The sequence below is a fragment of the Streptomyces sp. NRRL S-87 genome (assembly GCF_000719335.1).
Lineage (GTDB): Bacteria > Actinomycetota > Actinomycetes > Streptomycetales > Streptomycetaceae > Streptomyces.
The window spans coordinates 15,777-33,035 of record NZ_JOGB01000074.1 but is presented as its reverse complement, the minus strand read 5'-3'; the positions used below and the strand labels follow the sequence as shown (position 1 = coordinate 33,035).

16 protein-coding genes are annotated in these 17,259 nt (G+C 71.2%); 9 read left to right on the top strand and 7 right to left on the bottom strand.

The window, feature by feature from the left end:
* From IF43_RS0131835 to IF43_RS0131805, 7 genes are all read left to right on the top strand, one after another.
* On the top strand, positions 1 to 1,072 hold a 1,072-nt coding region (locus IF43_RS0131835), incomplete at its 5' end, for a sulfate adenylyltransferase subunit 1 (protein WP_037890921.1).
* Positions 1,073 to 1,104: 32 nt separating this feature from the next.
* On the top strand, positions 1,105 to 2,181 hold the full coding sequence (locus IF43_RS0131830; RefSeq protein ID WP_107048637.1) for an aliphatic sulfonate ABC transporter substrate-binding protein: 1,077 nt from the start codon (positions 1,105 to 1,107) through the stop codon (positions 2,179 to 2,181).
* 60 nt (positions 2,182 to 2,241) lie between these two features.
* Positions 2,242 to 3,045 carry an ABC transporter ATP-binding protein gene (locus IF43_RS0131825; protein WP_051796570.1) on the top strand — a complete coding sequence of 268 codons (804 nt, stop codon included), beginning with the start codon at positions 2,242 to 2,244 and terminating at the stop codon, positions 3,043 to 3,045.
* A complete protein-coding gene (locus tag IF43_RS0131820; RefSeq protein WP_030208918.1) occupies positions 3,032 to 3,952 on the top strand; it encodes an ABC transporter permease in 921 nt (306 codons plus the stop codon). The genes IF43_RS0131825 and IF43_RS0131820 overlap by 14 nt, the downstream gene beginning before the upstream one ends.
* 99 nt (positions 3,953 to 4,051) lie before the next feature.
* On the top strand, positions 4,052 to 4,288 hold the full coding sequence (locus IF43_RS0131815; RefSeq protein WP_234332607.1) for a hypothetical protein: 237 nt from the start codon (positions 4,052 to 4,054) through the stop codon (positions 4,286 to 4,288).
* 64 nt (positions 4,289 to 4,352) lie between these two features.
* The gene (locus IF43_RS0131810; RefSeq protein ID WP_051796573.1) at positions 4,353 to 6,104 is read left to right on the top strand and encodes an ABC transporter ATP-binding protein; all 1,752 of its coding nucleotides are present in this window, start codon (positions 4,353 to 4,355) and stop codon (positions 6,102 to 6,104) included.
* 99 nt (positions 6,105 to 6,203) lie between these two features.
* Positions 6,204 to 8,135 carry a multicopper oxidase family protein gene (locus IF43_RS0131805; RefSeq protein WP_234332606.1) on the top strand — a complete coding sequence of 644 codons (1,932 nt, stop codon included), beginning with the start codon at positions 6,204 to 6,206 and terminating at the stop codon, positions 8,133 to 8,135.
* A gap of 79 nt (positions 8,136 to 8,214) precedes the next feature.
* On the opposite strand, the gene IF43_RS0131800 is transcribed toward IF43_RS0131805, so the two are convergent.
* From IF43_RS0131800 to IF43_RS0131790, 3 genes are read right to left on the bottom strand one after another with little or no spacing between them, the layout of a single operon-like run.
* Entirely contained in the window at positions 8,215 to 8,874 is a 660-nt protein-coding gene (locus IF43_RS0131800; protein ID WP_030208904.1) for a sulfotransferase family protein, read from the bottom strand.
* Positions 8,875 to 8,892: 18 nt separating this feature from the next.
* On the bottom strand, positions 8,893 to 9,324 hold the full coding sequence (locus IF43_RS0131795) for a carboxymuconolactone decarboxylase family protein (protein ID WP_030208899.1): 432 nt from the start codon (positions 9,322 to 9,324) through the stop codon (positions 8,893 to 8,895).
* Between the two features lie 60 nt (positions 9,325 to 9,384).
* Complete coding sequence (locus tag IF43_RS0131790) at positions 9,385 to 10,413, bottom strand: methyltransferase (RefSeq protein ID WP_030208896.1); 1,029 nt, start codon at positions 10,411 to 10,413, stop codon at positions 9,385 to 9,387.
* Positions 10,414 to 10,634: 221 nt separating this feature from the next.
* Between IF43_RS0131790 and IF43_RS0131785 the strand changes: the two genes are divergently transcribed.
* On the top strand, positions 10,635 to 11,252 hold the full coding sequence (locus tag IF43_RS0131785; protein WP_030208892.1) for a DsbA family protein: 618 nt from the start codon (positions 10,635 to 10,637) through the stop codon (positions 11,250 to 11,252).
* Between the two features lie 42 nt (positions 11,253 to 11,294).
* Here the strand turns inward: IF43_RS0131785 and IF43_RS0131780 are convergent, their stop codons facing one another.
* The 3 genes from IF43_RS0131780 to IF43_RS0131770 all read right to left on the bottom strand — a co-directional run bounded on the left by IF43_RS0131780 (position 11,295) and on the right by IF43_RS0131770 (position 13,288).
* A complete protein-coding gene (locus IF43_RS0131780) occupies positions 11,295 to 12,170 on the bottom strand; it encodes an NmrA/HSCARG family protein (RefSeq protein ID WP_158939602.1) in 876 nt (291 codons plus the stop codon).
* Positions 12,171 to 12,259: 89 nt separating this feature from the next.
* Positions 12,260 to 12,529 carry an acyl carrier protein gene (locus IF43_RS0131775; protein ID WP_199922812.1) on the bottom strand — a complete coding sequence of 90 codons (270 nt, stop codon included), beginning with the start codon at positions 12,527 to 12,529 and terminating at the stop codon, positions 12,260 to 12,262.
* A 30-nt stretch (positions 12,530 to 12,559) separates the two neighbouring features.
* The gene (locus IF43_RS0131770) at positions 12,560 to 13,288 is read right to left on the bottom strand and encodes an SDR family oxidoreductase (RefSeq protein ID WP_030208880.1); all 729 of its coding nucleotides are present in this window, start codon (positions 13,286 to 13,288) and stop codon (positions 12,560 to 12,562) included.
* A 363-nt stretch (positions 13,289 to 13,651) separates the two neighbouring features.
* Here IF43_RS0131770 and hemG point away from each other — a divergent pair, with 363 nt between their 5' ends.
* Complete coding sequence (hemG, locus tag IF43_RS0131765; RefSeq protein WP_030208877.1) at positions 13,652 to 15,127, top strand: protoporphyrinogen oxidase; 1,476 nt, start codon at positions 13,652 to 13,654, stop codon at positions 15,125 to 15,127.
* Positions 15,128 to 15,397: 270 nt separating this feature from the next.
* On the opposite strand, the gene IF43_RS0131760 is transcribed toward hemG, so the two are convergent.
* Positions 15,398 to 17,149 (bottom strand): FAD-dependent monooxygenase, encoded by a 1,752-nt coding sequence (locus IF43_RS0131760; protein ID WP_030208875.1) that lies wholly within the window; start codon positions 17,147 to 17,149, stop codon positions 15,398 to 15,400.
* Positions 17,150 to 17,259: the final 110 nt, after the last annotated feature.

The following is a 17,259-nucleotide window of genomic DNA, read 5'->3' as shown; positions in this document are numbered from 1 at the left end:
CGCCACCGCCCGCCGCCGGTTCATCCTCGCCGACACCCCCGGCCACGTGCAGTACACCCGCAACATGGTCACCGGCGCCTCCACCGCCGAACTCGCCGTCGTCCTCGTCGACGCCCGCAACGGCGTCGTCGAGCAGACCCGCCGGCACACCGCGGTCGCCGCCCTGCTGCGCGTCCCGCACGTCGTCCTCGCCGTCAACAAGATGGACCTGGTGGGCTACGAGGAGTGCGCCTTCGCGAAGATCGCCGAGGAGTTCACCTCGTACGCCGCCACGCTCGGCATCAAGAACGTCGTGGCGATCCCGCTGTCCGCGCTGGCCGGCGACAACGTGGTCGAGCCGTCCGCCAACATGGACTGGTACGGCGGCCGGACCCTGCTGGAGCACCTGGAGACCGTCCCGGTCGGCAGCGACCCGCGGGAGGAGCCCGCCCGCTTCCCGGTCCAGTACGTGATCCGCCCGCAGACCGCCGAGCACCCCGACTACCGCGGCTACGCCGGCCAGATCGCCTCCGGCGTGCTGCGCGTGGGCGAGGCCGTCACCGTGCTGCCCTCCGGCCGCACCACGACCGTCGCGGGCATCGACGCGCTCGGCACCTCGACGGAGGTGGCCTGGGCGCCGCAGTCCGTCACCGTCCGGCTCACCGACGACATCGACATCTCGCGCGGCGACCTGATCGCGGCCGGCACGGCCGCGGCGCCCACCAAGGACATCGAGGCGAGCGTCTGTCACCTCAACGAGCGCCCCCTGCACGTCGGTGCGCAGGTCCTGCTCAAGCACACGACGCGCACCGTGCGCGCGGTGGTCAAGGACATCTCGTACCGGATCGACATCAGCACGCTCGAGCGGCGCCCCGGCGCCGAGGGCCTCGAGGTCAACGACATCGGCCACGTCGTGCTCCGCACGGCCGAGCCGCTCGCGCTCGACCCCTACGCCGACAACCGGCGGACCGGCTCGTTCCTGCTGATCGACCCGGCCGACGGCACCACCCTCGCCGCCGGCATGGCGGGCGAGCCCTTCGGAACCGTACGGCGGCACCCGGCCGCACCCACCAACCAGGAGGACTGGGTCTGATGCAGAACCACCGGATGATCGGACGCGTGGCCATGGCAGCCACCGCAGTGACCGCGGCGGCCGGAATGCTGACGGGCTGTGGCTACGGCGCCAGCGCCGACGACACGCCGGTGGAACAGGCCGCGGGCGTCTCGGGTGCGAAGCTCTCCGCCGACACCGTGAAGATCGGCTACTTCCCGAACCTCACGCACGGCACCGCCCTGGTGGGCCTGCAGGACGGGTTCCTCCAGAAGGAGCTCGGGGCGACCAGGATCAAGTCCCAGTTCTTCAACGCCGGCCCGGCCGAGATCGAGGCGCTCAACGCCGGTTCGATCGACATCGGCTGGATCGGCCCGAACTCGGCGATCAACGGCTACGTCAAGTCGCACGGCACCTCCCTGCGGATCATCGGCGGCTCGGCCTCCGGCGGCGTCAAGCTGGTCGTCAACCCGAAGAGGATCCGCTCGCTGGACGACCTGAAGGGCAAGAACCTCGCCAGCCCGCAGCTGGGCGGCACCCAGGACGTCGCCCTCCTCAACTACCTGCACGGCCGGGGCTTCAAGGTGGACGCGGCCTCCGGCAAGGGTGACGTCAACGTCATCCGCACCGAGAACAAGGTGGTGCCGGAGGCCTACAAGTCCGGCTCCGTCGACGGCGCCTGGGTGCCCGAGCCGACCGCCTCCCGGCTGGTCACCCTCGGCGCGAAGGTCCTGCTGGACGAGAAGACGCAGTGGCCCGGCGGCAAGTTCGTGACCACCAACATCATCGTCTCGCAGAAGTTCCTCACCGCGCACCCCGACGTGGTCGAGGCCGTGCTGCGCGGCTCGGTGGCGACCAACGCCTTCATCAAGGCCGACCCGGCGAAGGCGAAGGCGGACGCCAACCTGAAGATCAAGGCCGACACGGGCAACGCCCTGCCGCCGGCCATCCTCGACCCCGCCTGGGCGAGCATCGAGTTCATCGACGACCCGCTGTCCGACACCCTGCGGGCCGGGGCCGAGCACGCGGTCGCCGCGGGCCTGCTCAAGAACCCGAAGCTCGACGGGATCGTCGACCTGACCCTGCTCAACAAGGTGTTCACGGCGGCGGGCCGGCCCGCCGCGGGGGACGCCGGGCTCGGCGCCAAGTGACCGCCCCCACCCCGTAGCCCCGCGCAGCGCCCCCGACCACTCCCGCAGGAGGTGTCCGCAATGACCACGACCCTGACCGTTCCCACGTACGTCCCCGTCGTCGAGAGGACGGACGAGCACCCGGCGGTCCGGCTCTCGCACGTCTCCAAGGCCTTCGGCCGCCCCGGTGCGACGCCCGTCGTGCTCGACGACATCAGCCTGGACGTGGCTCCGGGCGAGTTCGTCACCCTGCTCGGTGCCTCCGGCTGTGGCAAGTCGACCCTGCTGAACCTGGTGGCGGGGCTCGACGAGCCCAGCGCCGGGACCATCGAGGTCCCCGGGCCGCGCCCGTCCCTGATGTTCCAGGACCACGCGCTGTTCCCCTGGCTCAGCGCGGGCAAGAACATCGAGCTGGCCCTGCGCCTGGCGGGCGTCCCCCGCGAGGACCGCAGGGCCGAGGCCGAGCGGCTGCTCGAGCTGGTCCGGCTCGGGGGCGCGCACCGCAAGCGGGTGCACGAGCTCTCGGGCGGCATGCGCCAGCGCGTCGCCATGGCGCGCGCGCTCGCCCAGGGCAGCAAGGTGCTGCTCATGGACGAGCCGTTCGCCGCGCTCGACGCCATCACCCGGGACGTCCTGCACGAGGAGATCACCCGGATCTGGAGCGAGCGCAAGCTCACCGTCCTGTTCGTCACCCACAACGTCCGAGAGGCCGTGCGGCTCGCCCAGCGCGTCGTCCTGCTCTCGTCCCGGCCCGGCCGGATCTCCCGGGAGTGGCGCGTCGACCTGCCGCATTCGCTGCGGGGCGAGTCCGCCGAGGTCGCGGAGCTGTCCATCGAAATCACCGAGCACCTGCGTGGGGAGATCCGTCGACATGTCCAGCACTGACATACGGCCCCCGGCGGCCGCCCGCACCGCCGCCCGCCGCGACGGCGCGGGCGGCGGCTACGACGCGCTGGGAGCCGGCCTCGACGCGCTGGAGACCGGCTACACCGAGCGCACGCCGCTGCGCCAGGTGCTCAGGGCGAAGGTGCTGCCGCCGGTGCTCGGCCTGGTGCTGGTGGTCGGTCTGTGGCAGCTCCTCTACAGCCTGGAGGTGACCAGTCCCGAGAAGCTGCCGAGCCCGGCCGACGTGTGGCACGCGCTCACGGTCCTGTGGAACGACGGCACCCTGTTCTCCATCATCTGGACGAGCCTGTGGCGCGGTGTCTCGGGCTTCCTGGCGGCCGTCGCGATCGGTACGCCGATCGGCCTGATCGTCGCCCAGGTCAAGCCCGTCCGGGCCGCCCTCGGGCCGGTGCTGGCGGGCCTGCAGTCGCTGCCCTCGGTCGCCTGGGTGCCAGCCGCCGTGATCTGGCTCGGCATCAACAACCAGGCCATGTACGCCGTGATCCTGCTGGGCGCGGTGCCCTCGATCGCCAACGGTCTGATCGGCGGCATCAACCAGGTGCCGCCGCTGTTCCTGCGGGCCGGCCGCACCCTCGGCGCGAGCGGTCTGAGCGGCGCCCGGCACGTGCTGCTGCCCGCCGCGCTGCCGGGCTACCTGGCCGGGCTCAAGCAGGGCTGGGCGTTCTCCTGGCGGTCGCTGATGGCCGCCGAGCTCATCGCCTCCTCCCCCGAACTGGGGCTCGGCCTCGGCCGCTACCTGCAGAACCAGCGGGAGTTCTCCGACATGCCGGGCGTGGTGCTCGGCATCGTCCTGATCTTCGTCGTCGGCGTCGCCATCGACCTGCTCCTCTTCAGCCCGGTCGAGCGGTGGGTCCTGCGCAGCCGCGGTCTGCTGGCCGCGCGCTGAGCCTCCCGTCTCCAGCGGAGCTCGACACGGTCCCGATGTTCCGTTGAGCCGCGTTGCACAAGATGACGTCGGGCGGTCCCCCTGCGAATGGAGATCGACATGGGCACGAAGCCCGGGTCCGCTATGCGATCCATGTGGAAGAAGCTCGGTGAAGGCCTCATGTGGACGGGGTTCGCGTGGAACGGCATGTGTCCCCCCTGCGCATGGCAGGAAGCCACCACCCTGCCTGCGGACGAGCCGTGCCCCCGCCCGTTGTCGGACGAGGAGCTCGCCCAGTGGGCGGCCCTGGTCGGGCAACTGCACCAGGCACGACCCGGATCCGTCGACCGGAACTGACCAAAGAGAGAAGGAGGCCAGGGTGAGCAGCGCCAGTTCGGGCATCACGCGTCCCCAGGCACTGATGAAACACGGCGAGATGCGACGGGTCCTCGGGCTGTTCCGCCCGTATCGGCGGAAGCTGCTGTCCGTCGTGCTGCTGGTCGCGGGCTCCTCCCTGATCTCCCTCGTCAACCCGTTCCTGATCCGCGAGATCATGGACACGGCGCTGCCGGAGGACCGGCTGGGGCTGCTGTCCCTGCTCTCCCTCGGCATGATCCTGGTGTCGGTCACCACCAGCTCGTTCAACGTCTGGCAGACGCACGTGTCGGCCACGGTGGGCCAGCTGGTCATGCACGACCTGCGCACGGCGGTGTACGCCCACCTCCAGCGGATGTCGCTGTCCTTCTACTCCCGCACCCGGACCGGCGAGGTGCAGTCGCGCATCGCCAACGACATCGGCGGGATGCAGGTCACCATCACGACCACCGCCACGGCGCTGCTGTCCGACATGACGATCGTCATCGCCTCGACCACCGCCATGTTCCTGCTCGACTGGCGGCTGACGCTCGCGTCCATGCTCATGCTCCCGGCGTTCGCCCTGGTCAGCCGGCGCGTCGGGAACGAGCGGCGGAACATCACCCGCGACCGGCAGAACCGGCTCGCCGAGCTGTCCTCGACCATGCAGGAGTCGCTCTCGATCAGCGGGATCCTGCTCAGCCACACCATGGGCCGGTCCCGCTCCCTGACCGACAACTTCGCGCGGCAGTCGCGCAAGCTCACCGACGTCGAGGTGCGCGTCACCACGGCGGGCCTGTGGTATCAGTCCACGATCTGGGTCGTGATCGCCTCCATGCCCGCGGTGATCTACTGGGTCGCGGGGCTGACCTCCGACAGCGGCCACATGGCCATCTCCATCGGCTCCCTGGTCGCGTTCACGTCCCTCCAGCAGAGCCTGTTCCGGCCGGCGCAGCGGCTGCTGACCGTCGGGATCGAGATCCAGGGCTCCCTCGAGCTGTTCGGCCGCATCTTCGAGTACCTCGACCTGCCCGTCGAGATCGCCGAGCCGGAGCGGCCGGTCAAGCCGGCCGCCCTGCGGGGCGAGGTGCGCATGCGGGGGGTCGGCTTCTCCTACGCGGGGTCGGACCAGGCGACGCTGGCCGGCGTCGACGTGACCGTCCCCGCGGGCCGCAGCCTCGCGATCGTCGGCGAGACCGGCTCGGGGAAGACCACGCTCAGCTACCTCATCCCGCGGCTGTACGACGTCACGTCCGGTTCCGTCACGATCGACGGGGTCGACGTGCGCGACATGTCCTTCGACACGCTCACGTCCGCGGTCGGCGTCGTCGCCCAGGAGACGTACCTGTTCCACGCCACGGTCGCGGAGAACCTGCGGTTCGCCAAGCCCGACGCGACCGACGAGGAGCTGTTCGCGGCGGCGCGGATCGCCCACATCCACGACTACCTGATGCTGCTGCCCGACGGCTACGACACGGTGGTCGGCGAGCGCGGGTACCGGTTCTCCGGCGGCGAGAAGCAGCGGCTGGCGATCGCCCGCACCATCCTGCGCGACCCGCCGATCCTGGTCCTCGACGAGGCCACCAGCGCCCTGGACACCCAGACCGAGCAGGCCGTGCAGAAGGCCATCGACGCGGCCAGCGTGGGCCGTACCACCATCACGGTCGCCCACCGGCTGTCGACCGTCCGCAACGCCGACGAGATCATCGTGCTGGACCGGGGCCGGGTCTCGGAGCGCGGCACCCACGACGAGCTGCTCCTGCGCGGGGGCCACTACGCCACGCTCGTCAACCGGGACAGCGAGCCGATCGCGGTCTGACCCCGCCCCCCGGACCCGGGCCCGGCTCCGGCGACCGACCCCATCGGTCTGGAGCCGAGCTCGAGTTCGGCGAGAGCGGCCGCCCCTAGCCTCGGGCGAATGGACCCCACAGCTTCCGAAACATTCGAGCCGTCCGGGCTGAACCGCCGCACGGTGCTGCGTTACGGCACCATGGCCGGCCTGGGCGCCCTGGTGACCGCAGCCCCCTTCTTCAAGTCGCACGGAGCGGCCGCCGCGACGGCCGGCGGGCCCGAGCCGTCGGCGCCCGAGCTGAAGCTGACCAAGTTCAAGGACCCGCTGCGGATCCCGCCGGTGCTGCGCCCCCGCGACCGCGGTGACCACGACGAGCTGACGGTCCGCCTGCGCACCGCCGACGTCACCGTGCACTCGGAGATGCCGCCGGTGACGATGTGGACGTACGAGGGCGTCTTCCCGGGCCCGACGATCAAGACGGTCAGCGGCCGTCCGCTGCGGGTCGTCTGGGAGAACCAGCTGACGGGCAACGTCCCCGTCAAGGCCGTCGACTTCGGCTCGGCCACGGGCCGCTCGCCCGACCCGCTCACCAACTACCCGGGGACGCAGGGGACCCAGGAGGTCCAGGGCGTGGCGGACCTGCCGCCGTGGGCCGCGGTGCACCTGCACGGCATGCTGACCGGCGGCGGCAACGACGGCTGGATGGAGAACCTCATAGGCCCGGGCGACGTGCAGTTGTCGGCCTATCCGAACGACCAGGCCGCGACGACGCTCTGGTACCACGACCACACCCACCACGTGAGCCGCTTCAGCGTGTACGCCGGGCTCGCGGGCCTGTTCCTCTCCCGCAACGAGGAGGAGGAGGCGCTCGACCTGCCCGACGGCGCCCGCGACGTGCCGCTCGTCCTCTGCGACCGCAACTTCGACGTGGACGAGTCGGGGGCCCTCGCCGGCCGGCTGGTCCACAAGGTGGAGATGATCGGCCCGCAGCGGCTCATGCGCGTCCACGCGGCGCCCTACACCCTGGTCAACGGGGTGGTCTGGCCGTACCTGGACGTCGCGCCGCGCTGGTACCGGTTCCGGATCGTCAACGCCTCGAACTCCCGGCTGTACCGGCTGATGCTGCTGGCGGACGGCAAGCCCGTCCCGGGGGCGCTGAAGGTGATCGGGACCGACCAGGGGCTGATCGACAAGCCGCTGGCCGTCGACGGGTCGCTCAACCTGTCCGCCGGCGAGCGCGCCGACGTGCTGGTCGACTTCAGCGCGTTCCGCGGGCAGGCCCTGAAGCTGGTCAACACGCTGGACGGCGTCGCGCCCGGCGCCTCCGACAAGCGCAACGACCTGCTGGAGCCCGACGTGATGCAGTTCCGCGTCGCGGACCAGCGGCCGTCCGGCCGGTTCGTGCTGCCGGAGGTCGTCTCGCCCACGTTCAAGCGGCTCACCCATGACGACCTGCCCCACGACCACGCCCACCGGTGGGTGGTGACGGTCGGCCCCGGCTCGACGAACCTTCCCGAGCTGTGGGAGATGGAGGAGGTCGACCCGGCGGGGATCACGTTCCCCTCCCCCGGCGTCATCCAGGTCCAGGACGCCGAGGGCACCGTCCGGACGCTGCGTCGGACGGCGATGGCGTACGACGACGGCAAGGCGTTCACCGCCGCGCACGACAGCGTGGAGGTCTGGAAGTACCTCAACCTCGCCGTGGCCCCGCACCCCATGCACATCCACCTGGCGCACTTCCAGGTGCTGTCCCGCGACAACTACGACATCACCGGGTTCGACCGGGTGACCCGCGGCTCGGCCAAGCCCATCGCGTTCAAGTCAGCGGGGGTGCTCGAAGCGCACGAGCTCGGGGAGAAGGACGTCATCCGGCTGGGTTCGGCCGGCCAGCTCACGCCGAACAGCACGGTGGGCGAGATGATCACCGTGGCGGTCCGGTTCCCCGTCGTCGGCCGGGGCGTCCACCACTGCCACATGCTGGAGCACGAGACGCACATGATGCGGCCCCTCGTGGTCTCCCCGGCCGCCCACCTGCACTCGGGTGGCCACCACCACTGACGCACGACGCCGTGGGCCCGCGCCGGTGACCGGCGCGGGCCCACGGGGCGCGCTCAGGGGCGTCGAAGGACGCGGGGACTCAGCCGGCGGAGACCGGACCGGCGGCGGCCTGGGCTATCCGCCGGCGCATGGACTCGGAGTTGTTGGCGCGCGGGAACTCCTCCTCGGGAACCTCGACCCCGAGGAACGCGCACAGCGGCTCCCACCCCTGCCGCACGTCGAACACCAGGACGTTGTCCGCGCCGAGGGCGCGCACGACGTCCTCGGTGTGCCGGTGGTAGACCTCGATGGCGTGGTCCTTGTCCTCGAACCGGCCGCCGAAGAGGCCCTCCCAGACCAGGGCGTCGACCACGCGGAACAGCCGGGCCTGCCGGGAGCCCGGCTCGGGCGGGTGCTCCTTGGTCCGCAGCGCGAACTGGTACAGCGTGTCGTAGGTGCTCTTGTACCAGCCCTCGGCGTCGCGCACCGTGAGGATCACCTTGGCCTCGGGGAGCGCCTCGGCGATCTGCTGGTAGTAGACGGTGGAGGGACCGTCCACCGCGGAGGCGTAGCCGTCGTACAGCGCGGCCCAGTCGGGGCGCTCGCCGTCGCAGACGACCCGCTCCCACTGCGCGAGGCGCCGGTCGTCGTCGACGACGTCGAACATGTGGAAGCAGGGGCCGAGACCGAGCCGCTCCAGGGCCGCCTGGAGTGAGGTCGTGCCGGTCCTGCCCAGGCCGGCGTTGATGAGCTTCAGCACGGTGGTGTGTCCTCTTCCTCAGCGCCAGACCGCGTCGTCCTGGTGGGTGGCGACGTTCACCCGGTTCCAGAAGTTGACCAGGCTGATGTGCATGACCAGGGCGCCGAGCTGCACGTCGGTGTAGTGCTTGGCGGCGTCCGCCCAGACCTCGTCCGTCGGCGCGTTCGCGGCGTCGGTCTGCAGGGTGACGGCCTCGGCCAGCTCCAGGGCGGCGCGCTCGGCGTCGGTGAAGGAGGGCTCGGTCCGCCACGAGTCCACCTGGGGCAGGCGCTTGTCCGCGGGCTCGGTCGGGAAGGTGTAGACCCGGCCGTTGAGCGAGGCGACGCGCAGCCGGATGAAGTCGAGGGTCGACTGCGGTACGCCGACCTTGCCGATGACCTCGGACAGGTCGAGCAGGGGCTGCAGGGCGCCGGGAACGACCAGGGAGGGGTTGTCCATCCGTGGGGCCATCGGGAGTTCTCCTGTGTGATGAGGGTGCGCTGGAAGGTGGAACGGCGTGGGGCGGGGCCGTCAGACCGGGACCGCCTCGATGATCGAGATCGGTGAGGTGGTGGGGATCGCCCTGGTGATCTTGAAGCCCGCCTTGGCGAACAGCTCGGTGTACTGCGCGAGCGTGCGGTCCTGGGAGCCGATCATCAGCATCAGCCAGAGGTCGATGGTGTGACCGATGTGGCGCTCGTTGTTCTCGGGGAGCAGGTACTCGATGCAGAGCAGCTTGCCGTCGGGGCCGATCGCCTCGCGCGCGTTGCGCAGGGCGGTCAGGGCGTCTTCCTCGGAGAAGTTGTGGATGATGCGCTTGTACAGGTACGCGTCGGCGCCCTTCGGCAGCTTGCCGAGGTAGCTGCCGTGCTCGACGGTGTAGCGGTCGGCGACGCCGGCCTCCTCGAAGAGCGAGGCCGAGTCCACGGTCGCGATCTCGAAGTCGTACAGCACGCCCTTGGCGTTCGGCGCCTGCTGGAGGACCCCCGCCAGGAGGTAGCCGCGGCCGCCGATGACGTCCACGACGGTGCCGAACTGCGAGAAGTCGTAGGCGGCCAGGACCGGGTCGGTCTCCGACTCCGAGACCTTGCCGAAGGCCTGGAAGAACGTGGCGGCGTAGGCGGGGTTCGCGTGGAAGAAGTCCAGCGTGCTCATGCCGCGCAGCTTGGGCAGGTTGGCCTCGCCGGTCCGCACGGTGGTGAGGAGGTGGCCCCACTCCTCGTGCAGCAGCGGGTCGCTCATCAGCACGGCGAACTTGCGCATCGAGTCCTGCGCGTCCTCGCGGAGCTTGTCGGACAGCGGCGTGTTCTCGTACCGGCCGTCCGGACGGACCGCGAAGACGCCGTGGCCGGACAGCGCGCGCAGGAGCCGGTGGGTCGCCTGCGGGTCGGCCTCGACCCGCAGGGCGATGTCGCCGGCGGACAGCGGCGCGTCGGCGAGCACGTCCGCGATGCCGAGCCGGGCGGCGACGGAGATCGCCTGGGTGATGACGGCACCCTGGATCAGTTCGAGCAGCGCGTAGGAATCCGACTGGTCGCGGACCTCGGCCGATGCGGACATCGCTTTCCCCTCGGAGTGTCTTTTTTCGGATTCCAGACGATAGGTCGACGCTTCTCTCCGCCGCAACCGACCGAGTTTCTCGAATTCTTGACGGGAACGTTCAACAGGGGAATTCTCGCATTTGAACGGAGCCCACCTCTACTGACGCTCGACCGGGAATCCGACCCCGCTTGTCAGGCTGTGCCGACCGCGACCCTTCAGTCGCCTTGAGGAGGCCGACGTTGGCGCACGACACCCCGACCCCGGTGGATTTCTGGTTCGACCCGACCTGCCCCTGGGCGTGGATGACATCCCGGTGGGTCCTGGAGGTCGCGGAGCGACGGCCTCTGGAGATCCGCTGGCACATCATGAGCCTGACGGTGCTCAACGAGGGACGCGAGGACCTGGACGAGCGCTGGCACCGGGACCTGGCCCTGCGGATGGAGCCGGTACGGGTCTGCGCCGCCGCCGAGCAGACGTACGGATCCGGGGTGCTGGGCCGGCTCTACACCGAACTCGGCACCCGGTTCCACCTGGAGAAGGCGCCCAAGGAGCGGGCCACCTATGCGGCGGCGCTGGCCGCCGCGGGTCTCGATCCCGCCCTGGCCGACGCGGCCGGGTCCGACGCGTTCGACACCGCGGTGCGCGCTTCGCACCACGACGGCATCGCCCGCGTCGGCACCGATGTCGGCACCCCCGTCATCGCCGTGGGGGACGTGGCCTTCTTCGGCCCCGTGGTGACGCCCACGCCGCGGGGGGAGGCCGCGGTGAAGCTCTGGGACGGCGTGCTCGCGGTGGCCGAGACCGACGGGTTCTTCGAGCTCAAGCGCACCCGCACCCGGGACCCGATCTTCGCCTGAGCCGCGCGCCGGCCCCGGCCCGCCCGCGGCCGGGCCGCGGCCTCAGGCGCGCGCCGCGACCACCGGGGGCGTCCAGTTCTCCTTCAGCCACGCCTCCAGGGAGACCAGGTTCGGCCTGCCCTTGCGCAGCTCGGCCAGGTCGGCCTGGAAGCCCTCGCGCTCGAACCAGTCGAACATGTTGGCGAGGTCCGGGCGGCCCGCGCGCAGCGGCTCGATGGGCAGCTGCTGGAAGCGGGTGGGGATGCCGGAGGCGGCGCCGAACGCCGCGGCCATCTGCGGCCCGGTCAGCTCCTCGCCGGCGATGTCGACCGTCCTGCCGAGCCAGGCCTCCGGGTTCTCGAAGGCGTCCGCGGCGAACGCGCCGATGTCGCTCGTCGCGATGATCTGCACCGGGGTCTCGGGGTCGAGCCACATGGCCAGCACGAGCTCGCCGCCCATCGGGCGCGGGGCGATGTCGAGGAGGATGTCGTGGAACATCGCCGGCCGCAGCACCGTGGCCGGCAGGTCGAGCGTCGCCAGGTACTGCTCGCCCACCAGCTTGCTCTCGAAGTGCGGGACGCCGGTGTCGCGGTCCGCACCGCCGACCGAGCTGTAGACGAAGTGCTTCACCCCGGCCCGCACCGCGGCGTCGGCCACGGCCTTGCCCTGGCGAATCTCGGCCTCGACGCCGCCGGCGCCGCGGAAGGTCTGCACGCTGAAGACGCCGTACACGCCCTCCATCGCCGCATCCAGCGACGCCTCGTCGTCCATGTCACCGCGGACGAGGACCGCGCCGGCCTCCTCCAGCGCCCGCGCCTCCGCCTTCTGCGGGTCGCGGACCAGGGCGCGCACGCTGAAACCGCGCCGCAGCAGGTCGCGGGCGGTCGCCCCGCCCTGCCGGCCGGTGCCGCCCGTCACCAGGATCGTCTCTGCAGCCACTGTCTGCCTCCATGTCTTGTGCCCGCCGGGCCTCGCCCGGCCCGGCTATCGGGTGTGTTGGCCGCGAACGGCCTCGATCCCTCGCGGGATCAGGCCGCCCGCCCCTCCTTCAGCTGCAGCAGCCAGTTGACGAGTTCGACGAGCTCCCGCGCGGTGGTGATCCCGCCGAGCCCGTCCTCGGAGAACACGACGTCGAAGTCCCGCTCGATGCGGCTGCAGGTCTCGAGCAGCGCGAGGGAGTCGTACCCCAGGTCATCGAACGGACGGTCGGGCGCCTGCTCGACCGTCGGCATGCCGTCGGCCCCGACCGCGCACGCGCGCATGATGGTGTCGAGCTCGCCGATCGTGATCTGGCGCAACGCCGTTCCTCTCCGTGGTGACGTTCCGCGCTACCACGGAACGGGGCCGTCGTCGGCCAGGCACTGGCCCGACGGCCCGGCCTCGTCGAGCGTGGCGAGGCGGACGGCGATCGCCGCGCCCTCGGCGGGCGACCGCTGTCCGCGGTGGTGGTTGATGTCGGTCGCCACCACGCCGGGGAGTGCCGCGTTGACCTTGATCGGGGTCTCCCGCAGCTCCTTCGCGTACGCGAGCGTCACCGCGTTCAGGGCGGTCTTCGAGGACTGGTAGGCGATCATGCTGAGGCCCGCGAGGGGGCCGCCCGGCGCCGAGCCCAGGGTCAGCGAGCCCACGTGGCTGGACAGGTTGACGATGCGGCCGGCCGGGGAACGGCGCAGCAGCGGCAGCATCGCGTGGGTCACGGTGACCACCCCGAACACGTTGGTCTCGTAGACCTCGCGCAGGTCGGCGGCGGTCGCCTCACTGGGCGCCCCCGTGAAGCCGCCCGCGATGCCGGCGTTGTTCACCAGGATGTCCAGGCGCCCGAACCGCCGCTCGATCTCGCGGGCGGCCTCCTCCGCGGAGGCCGGGTCCGTCACGTCGATCCGGAGCGGCACGGCCGTGACGCCGTCGTCCGCCAGCGCGTCGGCGGCCTGCTTGCCGAGCACCTCGTCCCGGGCGCCGACGAGAACGGTGATCCCCTGCTCGCCGAGTTGCCGCGCGATGGCGAATCCGATGCCCTTGTTGGCGCCCGTAATGAGCGCGACCTTCTCGAACGGCACGTCTTTTCCTTTCGTGAGGCCCGGGTTCCGCTTCCCGGAACGCCACTTCGCCGGATATGCGGAGGCGGCGAGCGGAACGTCGTGCGCCCGGTTTTCGAGGAATGAATTAATACGTTCACGGTATGAAACGCAAACGCCCGGGCACCTCCGATGGTGCCGTCTGGAACGCCTTGTTCAAACGCCGAAAGTCCGCGGTTGAACGGCCGGCCGGCGCGCAGTCGCACAAGACCGCTGCGCCTTCTAGGCGCCCTCCACCCGGGTTCCGGGGCGACCGACGAGACTGCCCACGCCTGTCTCGGTGCCGACCGTCGTCGCCCGCACGGGCCTTACAACACCGTAACCATGCATGAAGGAGCTGGTGGAATGACTGGGAGCGAACAGGCTCAGGCGAGCGGTAAGCCCCACGTGGTCATCGTCGGTGGCGGGATCTCGGGACTGGCGGCGGCGTTCCACCTGCGGAACGAGCCGGTGCGCGTGACGCTCCTCGAGGGCTCGTCCCGGCTGGGCGGAAAGCTGCTGGTCTCCGACGTGGCGGGAGTCCCGGTCGACGAGGGCGCCGAGTCGCTGTACGCCAACCGCAAGAAGACCACCGGCCTGATCAAGGAGGCGGGGCTCGGCGAGCAGATCGTGTCCGCGGGCCCCGTCACCGCGTCGGCGATCTGGACCAAGGGTGCGATCAAGCACCAGCCCGACCGCCAGTTCATGGGTGTGCCCTGCGACATGGACGACCTGGCCCGGTCCGGCGTGCTGTCCGCCGAGGGCGTGGAGCGGGCGCGGCAGGACCTCGTGCTGCCCTCCTTCGACCTCGAGGGAGACATCTCGGTCGCGTCCTTCGTCGGCGGCCGGTTCGGCCAGGAGGTCGTGGACCGCCTCGTCGAGCCGTTCCTCGCCGGTGTGTTCGCCGGGCGTGCCGCGGACCTGTCGTTCGAGGCCACCCTGACCCCGCTGGCCCGCGCGTCCCGCGACCACATCTCGCTCGCGGACGCGGCCGGCTCGCTGGTGCCGCAGCTCCAGGAGGGCGAGAAGCTCCCTCCGATCAGCGTCGCCACCATCGAGGGCGGCTTCGGCACGCTGCCCGCGGCGATCATCCAGCAGGTGCTGGACGCCGCGCCGGACACGGCCCTGCGCACCGGCGCCACCGTCCGGGAGCTGACGCGGAGCGGTGACGGCTGGCGGGTGACCGTCGGGTCGGGCGCCGACGCGGAGGTCCTCGAGGCCGACGCGGTCGTCATCGCCACCCCGGCCGGCCCGACGGGCAGCCTGCTCGCCGGTGTCCCCGGTACGGCCTCCGCCGTCTCGGCGCTCTCCGAGGTGCCGTACTCCAGCGTGGCCATGGTCACGCTCGCCTTCCCGAAGGGGGCGTTCCCCGGCGGGCTCACGGGCCGCGGCTACGCCGGCTACCGGGTGCCGGCGGAGGAGGGCAAGGCCGTCAAGGAGGTCACGTTCACCACCGTGAAGTGGCCGCACCTGGCGGGCGAGGTGGAGATCGTGCGCTGCTCGATCGGACGGTTCGGCGAGGAGCACCTGCTCCAGCTCGACGACGCGGACCTGATCAAGCTGGCGACGACCGAGCTCGCCGAGGCCACCGGCGTGACCGGTGCCCCGGTGGCGACCCGCGTGAGCCGCTGGGAGAGCGCCCTGCCGCAGTACACCGTCGGCCACGTGGACCGGGTGCGGCAGATCCGTGAGGCCGTGGCGACCCAGCCCGGACTCGCGGTGTGCGGTGCGGTGTACGACGGCGTGGGCGTCGGCGTCTGCATGATGACCTCGCGCAGGGCCGTCGACCAGATCCTCCCCGTCGTGCGGAAGGCGGCCGCCGCCTCCTCCGTCGCGGCCTGAGTGTGAGCCCGGGTCCACCGGAGCGATCCCGACGGGACCGCTCCGGTGGACCCGGCGGCCGTGCGCCGCGTGCGGCATGACGAGAAGGGGCCGTGCCCGGTCGGGCACGGCCCCTTCTCGTCATGCCCGTTCCGCTTCGCCTCCCGCCCGTTCCGCGTCGCGGAGCGGGCGGTGCTCGTCGTGGAACCAGAAGATCCGGTCAGCGATCCGATCAGCGAATCGGATCGCTGACCGGATCCCTGACCGGATCCCTGACGTTCCCTGACCGGGTCAGCGGTCCAGGATCGTGGCGAAGACCTCCGTCAGCGCCTGCTCCGCGTCCTCGGCGGCGCCGGTGCTGCGCCAGGCCACGTGCTGGTCGGGACGGACCAGCAGCGCGCCGCCGGCGGTGATCTGCCGGACGGCCTCCCATCCACCGTCCACGTCGGCGTACTCCCCGCCGTCGCCGATACGGACCGCGTTGACCGGGACGGAGAACTTCTCCGCCACGCGGGCGGCCGCCTCGGTCCACGCCGTCCCCTCCGGGCCGGCGATCAGCGTGAAGCCGGTCCGGCCCGTCAGGTCGAGGGTGGACAGGCGCTCGCCGTCCTTGGTGATCCAGGCGTGCGGCAGGCGGTGGCCGGGGCGCGACGTCGGCGTGTGCTCGTCACGCATGGGCACGCGGGCGGGGCGCTCGGTGCCGTCGGAGATGACCGCGCCCTCCTCGTAGGCGAAGCCGACCTCCATCTCGAAGGACTGGCAGCCGCCGCGGTGGGTGTGGAACACCTCCAGGGCCCGCGCCCGCACGGTGTCGCCGAGCGGGGACGGGTCGAAGTACGCCGCCAGACGCTGGCCGCGGCGCCCCGCCGGGATGTTGTGGCCGCCGCCGATGGCGTCGATGACCACCTGGTGGTGCTGGGCGGCGGAGACCGCCCAGTCGACGTTCTCGCGGCCGACGGGCCGGCGCTCGGCCTCGTAGGTGTCGATCAGGCTGTCGGGCGCGCTGCCATTGAGCACCGCGGCCAGCTTCCACGCGATGTTGTGCGCGTCCTGGATGCCGGTGTTGAGGCCGAGACCCACGGCGGGCGGCTGCTTGTGCGCGGCGTCGCCGGCGATCAGCACCCGGCCGACGCGGTACTTGTCGGCGAGGATCGCGTTCACGATCCAGTCCGTGACCTTGTGCACGGTCACCTCGAGGTCCGGCACCTTCAGCACTTCGCGGATGCGGTCGACGACCGTCTCGTTGTCCCAGCGGCCGGCCGGACCGGGCGCCATGTGCAGGCCCCACTGCTCGCAGGCCTTGCCCCAGCTCGGACCCATCTCGATCAGGTTGACGGAGAGGTCGGGGTCCTCCGGGCTGAGGTAGTGCGTGATGAGCGTGCCCTCCTCCCACCACTGCGACAGGTCCGCGGAGAAGTACACGGTGGTGGTGTTGACGTCGCTCGGCGGGCCCTGCATCTGGATGCCGACCTTGTTGCCGACGAAGCGGCCGCCGTCGGCGCCGAGGAGGTACTGGGCCTTGACCGTGATGATCTCGCCGGTCTCGAGGTTGCGCACCTCGGCGGTGACGTGGTCACCCTCGTCGGAGAAGTCGAGCACCTCGTGGCTGAAGAGGATCCGCCCCGGGTTCCGCTGCTCCGCGTGCCGGCGCAGGATCGGCTCCAGCCACATCTGCGGCAGCTTCGAGGGCAGTTCCGGGCTGGCCGCCGCGTACTTCTCCGTCAGCTCGCCACCGCCGAAGGCGTCCATCTCATGGATCTGGCGGGCGTCCAGCGGGCCGTCACCAGCGAACGTGGTCGCCCAGCGCACCTTGCCGAACTTGTCCAGCGGCGCCGCCTCCGCGAAGACGTCGTCGCGGACACCGTGCTGGCGGAAGATCTCCATCGTGCGCTGGTTGAGGTAGTGCGCCTTCGGCACCCTCGACGTGTCCGCGTGCCGCTCCACCAGCAGGTGGTCGACGCCCTGGTCGGAGAGGAACACGGAGGCGGACAGGCCGCACCCGCCGCCGCCCACGATCAGGACCGGAACCTCGATTGACGTCATGTTCGCCCTTCCAGAATTCAGATGGCTGTTCCCTCACAGCGTGACAACGTCATCCGCAACCCTGGTCAAGAACGACTGGACCCGGAACGGCCGTCGGCCGGTCACGGGGG

Coding starts and splice junctions, on each gene's coding strand:
- IF43_RS0131830 (WP_107048637.1), top strand. CDS start 1,105: ATGGCAGCCACCGCAGTGACCGCGGCGGCCGGAATGCTGACGGGCTGT.
- IF43_RS0131825 (WP_051796570.1), top strand. CDS start 2,242: ATGACCACGACCCTGACCGTTCCCACGTACGTCCCCGTCGTCGAGAGG.
- IF43_RS0131820 (WP_030208918.1), top strand. CDS start 3,032: ATGTCCAGCACTGACATACGGCCCCCGGCGGCCGCCCGCACCGCCGCC.
- IF43_RS0131815 (WP_234332607.1), top strand. CDS start 4,052: ATGGGCACGAAGCCCGGGTCCGCTATGCGATCCATGTGGAAGAAGCTC.
- IF43_RS0131810 (WP_051796573.1), top strand. CDS start 4,353: ATGAAACACGGCGAGATGCGACGGGTCCTCGGGCTGTTCCGCCCGTAT.
- IF43_RS0131805 (WP_234332606.1), top strand. CDS start 6,204: ATGGACCCCACAGCTTCCGAAACATTCGAGCCGTCCGGGCTGAACCGC.
- IF43_RS0131795 (WP_030208899.1), bottom strand. CDS start 9,324: ATGGCCCCACGGATGGACAACCCCTCCCTGGTCGTTCCCGGCGCCCTG.
- IF43_RS0131790 (WP_030208896.1), bottom strand. CDS start 10,413: ATGTCCGCATCGGCCGAGGTCCGCGACCAGTCGGATTCCTACGCGCTG.
- hemG (WP_030208877.1), top strand. CDS start 13,652: ATGACTGGGAGCGAACAGGCTCAGGCGAGCGGTAAGCCCCACGTGGTC.
- IF43_RS0131760 (WP_030208875.1), bottom strand. CDS start 17,149: ATGACGTCAATCGAGGTTCCGGTCCTGATCGTGGGCGGCGGCGGGTGC.